Here is a 725-nt window from a genome sequence, read left to right on the forward strand (position 1 = left end):
ATGGACATTCCGTCTCAAAACGCTCGCTACGTCCCAGTTTTCAAAGAACGCAACCCGGCCTCAACGCCTGGTTGCTTCAAATCTATGTGTGTGTGCGCAGATTCATTCAGAATTTCGTCGACAGCTTTGGTTGGTGGGTCTGGGAGGACTCGAACCACCGGCCTCACCCTTATCAGGGGTGCGCTCTAACCACCTGAGCTACAGACCCATGTCTTCCCCAAGTGGTGGAGCTTGTCGGGATCGAACCGACGACCCCCTGCTTGCAAAGCAGGTGCTCTCCCAGCTGAGCTAAAGCCCCGTGCTGAAACTCTGAATGCAGGTCACTTGTGCGGACGCCTGACTGGCAATCGGCTGTCTTTATGTCTCTAAGGAGGTGATCCAGCCGCACCTTCCGATACGGCTACCTTGTTACGACTTCACCCCAGTCATGAATCACTCCGTGGTAACCGTCCCCCCGAAGGTTAGACTAGCTACTTCTGGAGCAACCCACTCCCATGGTGTGACGGGCGGTGTGTACAAGGCCCGGGAACGTATTCACCGCAGCAATTCTGATCTGCGATTACTAGCGATTCCGACTTCACGGAGTCGAGTTGCAGACTCCGATCCGGACTGAGATGGGGTTTCTGGGATTGGCTAGCTCTCGCGAGTTTGCAGCCCTCTGTCCCCACCATTGTAGTACGTGTGTAGCCCTGGCCGTAAGGGCCATGATGACTTGACGTCATCCC

The 725-nt window shown here is 55.6% G+C and carries 2 tRNA genes and 1 rRNA gene; all 3 read right to left on the bottom strand.

Annotated elements, in window-relative coordinates:
- Positions 1 to 131 precede the first annotated feature (131 nt).
- Positions 132 to 208 (bottom strand) — tRNA-Ile (locus ACW5DN_RS13920).
- Between the two features lie 14 nt (positions 209 to 222).
- Positions 223 to 298, bottom strand: a tRNA-Ala gene (locus ACW5DN_RS13925).
- A 68-nt stretch (positions 299 to 366) separates the two neighbouring features.
- A 16S ribosomal RNA gene (locus ACW5DN_RS13930) occupies positions 367 to 725 on the bottom strand; the annotation flags it as partial.

It is taken from the genome of Lysobacter sp. A289, from assembly GCF_054072675.1.